Below are 6,847 nucleotides of genomic sequence, written 5' to 3' on the forward strand. Positions count from 1 at the left end.
AACACAGTGAAGGTGGCCTTCACTGCATGGGCTACAGGGCGACGATCCGGCCCGTACCGCCCACCGGGTACTGCGCGGAGGTGACCGCGCCGCCGAGGCCGTCGGTCAGGTAGTCCTGCAGCGCCTGCTGGTAGGTGGTGCCGACCGGGGTGAACGGCAGGCCCTCGAACGGGTAACCGTCGCCGCCGCGGGCGGAGAAGTCGTTCGTGGCGATCGAGACGGGCGGGCCGTCCACGACCACGCCGTCCCGCACGAGCACCGTGCCGTCCTCCAGCACGACGTCGCGGACCCGCTCGCCGGGCGTGACGATCGTGTTGGTGCCCTCCCGCACGACCTGGGCCGTGCGCGTGACGTCGTAGGTGAACGACACCCCGGACACCTGCATGAACTGGCCCGCGGCGCCGGGTGCCGCGGCGACACCACGTTCGAGCAGCTGGCGGAACACTGTGCGCGGCACGTCCGGCACCACGGCCACGAAGTTCGCGAACGGCGCCACCTCGTACGTGTTGAGCGCCGTGATGTCCCCGGCGGGCAGCGTCGAGTCGTTGCGGATGCCGCCGCCGTTCTGGATGCCCACCTGCGGCGGCGTCACGCCGTACTCCGCGGCGCGCTGCTGACCGGCCCAGCGCAGGCTGTCGGCCACCAGGTCCCCGAGGTTGGTCTCGCGTGAGCGGACGTCGTTGCGCACGCCGTTGAGCGGCACCTCGCTCGTCGCCACCACCGTCTCGGCCAGCGACTCCAGGTGCTCCGCGACCGGCTTCTCCACCTCGGCGCGCACGCGCGGGTCGCCCGCCACCGCGTCGGGGCCGACGCCGGACACGCGGACCGGGCCGGTCTGCTCGTCGTCGACGCCGACGACCTCGCCGCGCCGGTTGAAGTTGAGCACCAGCCTGCCGATGTACTTGTAGTCGCCCGTCGTGGTCACCACGGGCACCGGCCGGCCGGTCTTGTCGTTCGCGTACAGCGGGAAGCCACGCTCGGCGACATCGCCCGGGATGAGCCGGTCCCCTGGCCCGGCGAGGATCTCGCCGCCACCCGCGCCCACCACGGCGTCGACGCCCGACAACTGCGGCACCAGCGCCAGCTCGTTGTCGATGTCCTGCAGGTGGCTCACGAGGATGACCTTGTCGATGCCGCGCCTGGCGAAGTCCGCCGCGAGGCCGTTGGCGATCCCGGCGAGGTCACCGCTCACCTCGACGCCGCGGGGACTGGAGATCGCGGGCAGCTCCGGCGTGGTCAGCCCGATCATGCCGATGCGCTGGCCCGAGGAGCGAAGGACCTTGCTGCGCACGATCGTCCCGTCCTGCGCGTACGCGTCCAGCACGGGCTCGCCGGAGACGTCGAGGTTGGCGCTGACGAAGTCGAGTGAACCGCCGAAGCTCTCGATGAACTGGCCGAACACGTCCGGCCCGAAGTCGAACTCGTGGTTGCCGATCGCGCTGGCGTCGTAGCCGATGCCCTCCACCGCGAGCGCGTCGTAGAACGGCACGCCGTTCTCGAGGCTCGCCGAGAACTCGGGTCCGGCCAGGTAGTTGTCGCCGCCGGAGAGGGTCACCTCGCCACGCCACGGTGCCTGGCCGCGCCTCGGCTTGCCGGTGGTGGCCTCCTGGCGAAGGTCGTCCATGAGCGTCGCGACGCGCGAGGGGCTGCCGTACGGGTTCGCCCCGCCGTCGAGGATCGGGCCCTCGTCGGTGCCGTCGCCCGCGACGCCGAGCAGCGCGGACTCCATGTCGTTGGTGAAGAGCACGCTGAGCGTGAAGACCGGGAACCGGTCGTGGCCCCCGGCCGAGGCCGGCGCGCCCGTGGTGACGAGCAGTGCGCCTGCGAGCGCGGTGGTGACCGCCGCCCGCACGCGGTGTTTCCGTAGGGATCTCACGGTGTCGCTCCTCGCGAGTTCACTCGAACGTATGACCCGGAGAGCTAAGCACAGCGGTCCTATTCGGACAATGCGGCTCGCCCGCGCCGGTGTCGGGTCGCCCCGCACTGTTTACGCTGATGACATGGAATACGCCGAACACGTCATCGACCTCGTTGGCGACACCCCGCTGGTCAAGCTGGGCACCCTGACCGAGGGCCTGAGCCCGCTCGTGCTGGCCAAGGTCGAGTACCTCAACCCCGGCGGCAGCGTGAAGGACCGCATCGCGCTGCGCATGGTGGAAGCGGCCGAGGCCTCGGGAGAGCTGCGGCCCGGCGGCACGATCGTGGAGCCCACCTCCGGCAACACCGGTGTCGGGCTCGCGATGGTCGCCCAGCGCAAGGGCTACAAGTGCGTGTTCGTGTGCCCCGACAAGGTCAGCGAGGACAAGCGCAACGTCCTCAAGGCCTACGGGGCGGAGGTCGTGGTGTGCCCGACCGCCGTGCCGCCGGAGCACCCGGAGTCCTACTACAGCGTCTCCGACCGGCTCGTCACCGAGATCGAAGGCGCCTGGAAGCCCAATCAGTACGCCAACCCGCAGAACCCGGAGAGCCACTACCTCTCGACCGGGCCGGAGATCTGGCGGCAGACCGACGGCAAGATCACCCACTTCGTCGCAGGCGTCGGCACGGGCGGCACCATCTCGGGCACGGGGCGCTACCTCAAGGAGGTCTCGGACGGCAAGGTGCAGGTCGTGGGCGCCGACCCCGAGGGCTCGGTGTACTCGGGCGGCACCGGCAGGCCCTACCTCGTCGAGGGCGTCGGCGAGGACTTCTGGCCGACGACCTACGACCGCGACATCGCCGACGAGATCATCGCGATCTCCGACGCCGACTCCTTCCACACCACGCGGCGCCTGGCCAGCGAGGAGGGCCTGCTCGTCGGCGGATCGTGCGGCATGGCGGTCGCGGCGGCGCTGCGGCTCGCGAAGCGCCTCGGCCCCGACGCGAAGGACGCCGTGATCGTGGTGCTGCTGCCCGACGGCGGCCGCGGCTACCTGGGCAAGGTGTTCAACGACGCGTGGATGTCGTCCTACGGCCTGCTGCCGCCCGACTCCTCCGGCGCGACGGTCGGCGACGTGCTGCGCCGCAAGAGCGGCGGCCTGCCCGACCTGGTGCACACCCACCCGAACGAGACGGTGGCCGAGGCGGTGTCGATCCTGCGCGAGTTCGGCGTCAGCCAGATGCCCGTGGTGAGCGCGGAGCCGCCGGTGATGGCCGCCGAGGTGGTGGGCGCCGTCAACGAGCGGGACCTGCTCGACGCGCTGTTCACCGGCAAGGCCGCGCTCGCCGACCGCCTCGAGGCGCACATGTCGCCGCCGCTGCCGACGATCGGCGCAGGGGAGCAGGTCGGCTCGGCCATGAAGGCGCTGACCTCGGCGGATGGTGCGCTCGTGCTCGAAGGGGGCAAGCCGGCGGGGGTGGTGACGCGCCAGGACCTGCTTGCGTTCCTTTCGGGGCATTAGAAGTCGGACAAGTCTCATCGTGTGCCGGATCTGGGGCGTTACGAGCGATCCGGAGACACATCCGATAGCGTGTGCGCGAGCGAAAATCATCAAGCAAGGTCCGTGTCAAGGGGGTTCAAGACCCACATGAGTGCTCCGCAGCCACCGAACCAGCCCTGGGGCGGCGGGCAGCAGCCGCCGCAGGGCCCTCCAAGTGGCCCCAACCCACAACAAGACAGCCCGTTCGGTTCCTCGGAGCCGACTCAGGTCGTGCAGCCGGGGCAGCAGCCCCAGCAGCCGGCCCAGGGGGATCAGCAGTTCGGTGAAGGCCCGGAGCCGACTCAGGTCGTCCAGCCGGTCCAGCAGCAGGGCGAAGGGCCCGGCGCCGAGTCGACTCAGCTGGTGCCGCCCGGTTCGCAGCCCCCGCCCGCCATCCCGTACGCGCCGCCGCCGAGCGCGGCCGACAACCCCGCCGCGGTGAACCCGCAGCAGGGCTTCGGTCAGCAGCCCGGTGGCTTCGGCCAGCCGCAGCAGCCGCAGGGCTTCGGTGCCCCGCAGCAGCCGCAGCAGGGCTTCGGTCAGCCCGGCGGGTTCGACCCCGCTCAGGGCCAGGGCGGTTTCGGCGGACCGCCGCCTCCCGGACCTTTCGGCGCTCCTCCGCCCGGTGCGGCTCCCTTCGGCGCTCCCGCCGGTGGCGGCGGTGGCGGCAACAAGATGTTCGCGTGGATCGCGGGCGGCCTCGTCGCCGTCCTCGGCATCGTCACGGCGATCCTGGCGATCACGCTGCTCTCCGACCTCAGCGGCGGTGGTGGCTCCGAGGACGACCTGGTCTCGATGTGTGTCGAGCAGAGCGGCCAGAGCGAGGACCAGTGCCGTCAGTACATCGAGCAGGCCGGTGGCGCTGACGCCGTCAACGCGCAGATCGAGAGCGCGGCCGCCGAGGTGCCGGGTCACATCACGTTCTACCTGATCATGATGCTGGTGGGTGGCGTCGTGGCGCTCGCCGCGGGCGTGCTGCACGCGCTTGTCGACCGGATCGGCGCGAACCTGAGGAAGCTCATTCCGTACCTGGCGATCGCGGGCGGCTTCCTGGCGCTGCTCTTCTCCATCCTCCTGATGGCCGAGGGCGGTGACCCGCCGACGCGGATCATCTTCACCCTGATCATGGGCATCCTCATCCTGGCCGTCGGCGTGGTCGCGGTGCTGCCGCAGACGGCGCAGTACGTCGGCCTCGGTGGCGGTTCCGGTGGCCCTGGCGGCCCTGGTGGCTTCGGTGGTCCCGGTGGTCCCGGCGGCTTCGGCCAGCCCGGTGGGTTCGGCCCGCCGAGCCAGCCGGGCGGCTTCCCGCAGCAGGGTCCGCCCCAGGGCTTCGGCCAGCCAGGAGGCCCGAACCCGTCCAGCGGTGGCTTCCCCCAGCCGGGCCAGCCCGGCGGGTTCGGTCAGCCCCCGCAGCAGCCGGGTGGCTTCGGTCAGCCCCCGCAGGGCCCGCCTCCCGGGCAGCCCGGCGGATACGGCCAGCCCGGCCAGCCGCCGCAGCAGTGGTGACGAACTGAACTGAGGATGATGCCCCCGGTCTCTGGCCGGGGGCATCGTCTTTGTGCGACCTTGGTGCGCGATGAGCCAGCCGAGCCTGCCGCAGTACCCGGGGCCGTACCCGCACCAGCCGTACGGCGATCCGCCGCAGCCGCCCGCACACCGGGGTACGGCCGTCGCCGCCTCGGTCCTCGCCCTCGTCGGTGCCGCCGTGCACCTGCTCGGTGTCCTCGCGCTGTTCAGCCGCATCGACGTGGTCTCCCGGTCTCCGTTCGCGCTGACCAGCCTGGTCGCCAACGTCGTGCTCGCCGGGCTCCTGCTGCCGGGTGCGATCCTGCTGCTCCAGCGCAAGGTGGCCGGTCAGGTGCTGGTCGCCACCGGTGCGGGTTTCGCCGTCGTGTACTTCGCGTTCATGGTGCTCGCCGGGTTCGCCGCGCGCCTGTCGCTGAACGGCGAGCTGGACAGCAGGAGCGTGGGCTACAGCTCCGCGCGTGTTCTGGTCGTGTGCCTGCCCGCGATCGTCACGCTCGTGCTGGCGGTCATCGCCCCCACCCGCCGGTGGGTACGCCAGCGGCGGGCCTGGTGACGCGGTCGTAGGCTGAGGGCATGGTTCACGACCCCGCCGGACTCGGCTTCGAGACCCGCGCCATCCACGCAGGCCAAGAGCCGGACCCCCGCACGGGTTCGGTGATCGTGCCGATCTACCAGACCTCCACCTACGCGCAGGACGGCGTCGGCGGCACCCGCGAGGGCGACTACGAGTATTCGCGCACCGCCAACCCCACCCGTACCGCGCTGGAGGAGGCGCTCGCGGCACTGGAGGGCGCGAGGCACACCCTCGCGTTCGGCTCCGGCATGGCAGCCAGCGACGCCGTGCTGCGCGCGACGCTGCGCCCCGGCGACCACCTGGTGCTCGGCAACGACGTGTACGGCGGCACGTTCCGCCTCATCGACAAGGTCCTGACGCAGTGGGGCGTCACCTACAGCGTCGCGCACCTGTCCGACCTCGGCGAGGTCCGCGCCGCGCTGCGGCCGGAGACCAAGCTCATCTGGTGCGAATCGCCCACCAACCCGCTGCTCGGTGTCTCCGACATCCCCGCGCTGGCCGAGGTCGCCCACGTCGGTGGCGCGCGGCTGGTCGTCGACAACACGTTCGCGACGCCGTACCTGCAGACGCCCATCGAACTGGGCGCCGACATCGTGGTGCACTCCACGACGAAGTACCTCGGCGGGCACTCCGACGTCGTCGGCGGCGCCGTGGTGACCAACTCGGACGAGCTGCGCGAGCAGCTGTTCTTCCTGCGCAACGCCTCCGGGGCGGTGCCGGGAGCGTTCGACGCGTGGCTGACGCTGCGCGGCCTGAAGACGCTGGCCGTGCGCATGGAACGGCACTGCGACAACGCCGAGCGCGTGGTCGAGGCGCTCGTGCGGCACCCGAAGGTGAGCCGCGTGTACTACCCGGGGCTCGCCGAGCACCCCGGTCACGACGTCGCGGCGAAGCAGATGCGGCGGTTCGGCGGCATGGTGTCGTTCGACCACGCCGACGGCGAGCGGGCCGCGCTGGACGTGGCGGCGCGCACGAAGCTGTTCATCCTCGCCGAGTCGCTGGGTGGCGTCGAGTCGCTCATCGAGCACCCCGGCCGGATGACGCACGCGAGCGTGGCCGGTTCACTGCTGCAGGTGCCTGCGGAACTGGTGCGGCTCTCGGTGGGAATCGAGGACGCCCGCGACCTGGTCGCCGACCTCGAACAGGCCCTGGCCTAGCTAGGCCGCGTGTGACAATCCCGTTGCCGGCTGCGCGGGGCCGGCGCGGCGCTCGGTTCGTGCGGGGCGCCCGCGCCCGGGGCATGCGTTGGCGGAAGGCCCGAGTACGACCCGGTACGAGGGCTTCCCTCCGCCTTGCGAGCCACCACGCTGATCCCCGCTCGCACGGCAGAGGATTGTCAGACACGACC

General features: G+C 71.6%; 5 protein-coding genes. 4 read left to right on the forward strand and 1 reads right to left on the reverse strand.

The annotated features are described in order from the left end of the window. Positions 1-31: 31 nt before the first annotated feature. A complete protein-coding gene (locus BA062_RS33495) occupies positions 32-1,876 on the reverse strand; it encodes a bifunctional metallophosphatase/5'-nucleotidase (RefSeq protein WP_110343137.1) in 1,845 nt (614 codons plus the stop codon). 124 nt (positions 1,877-2,000) lie between these two features. Here BA062_RS33495 and BA062_RS33500 point away from each other — a divergent pair, with 124 nt between their 5' ends. The 4 genes from BA062_RS33500 (at position 2,001) to BA062_RS33515 (ending at position 6,656) form a co-directional block, all read left to right on the forward strand. Then, positions 2,001-3,380: a cystathionine beta-synthase gene (locus BA062_RS33500; protein ID WP_110343138.1), complete on the forward strand. Its 1,380-nt coding sequence runs from the start codon at positions 2,001-2,003 to the stop codon at positions 3,378-3,380. A gap of 126 nt (positions 3,381-3,506) precedes the next feature. Next, positions 3,507-4,904 (forward strand): YybS family protein, encoded by a 1,398-nt coding sequence (locus BA062_RS40355; RefSeq protein WP_210407073.1) that lies wholly within the window; start codon positions 3,507-3,509, stop codon positions 4,902-4,904. 70 nt (positions 4,905-4,974) lie between these two features. Next, positions 4,975-5,478 (forward strand): hypothetical protein, encoded by a 504-nt coding sequence (locus BA062_RS33510; RefSeq protein WP_110343140.1) that lies wholly within the window; start codon positions 4,975-4,977, stop codon positions 5,476-5,478. Between the two features lie 20 nt (positions 5,479-5,498). Then, positions 5,499-6,656, forward strand: a complete 1,158-nt coding sequence (locus BA062_RS33515; RefSeq protein WP_110343141.1) for a cystathionine gamma-synthase — start codon at positions 5,499-5,501, stop codon at positions 6,654-6,656. The last annotated feature ends 191 nt before the right edge of the window (positions 6,657-6,847 follow it).

This window comes from Prauserella flavalba (genome assembly GCF_003202235.1).
Lineage (GTDB): Bacteria > Actinomycetota > Actinomycetes > Mycobacteriales > Pseudonocardiaceae > Prauserella_A > Prauserella_A flavalba.

Bases quoted from the DNA above. Each gene is read 5' to 3' on its own strand.
- BA062_RS33500 (WP_110343138.1), top strand. From the start codon at position 2,001: ATGGAATACGCCGAACACGTCATCGACCTCGTTGGCGACACCCCGCTG.
- BA062_RS33515 (WP_110343141.1), top strand. From the start codon at position 5,499: ATGGTTCACGACCCCGCCGGACTCGGCTTCGAGACCCGCGCCATCCAC.
- BA062_RS33510 (WP_110343140.1), top strand. From the start codon at position 4,975: ATGAGCCAGCCGAGCCTGCCGCAGTACCCGGGGCCGTACCCGCACCAG.
- BA062_RS40355 (WP_210407073.1), top strand. From the start codon at position 3,507: ATGAGTGCTCCGCAGCCACCGAACCAGCCCTGGGGCGGCGGGCAGCAG.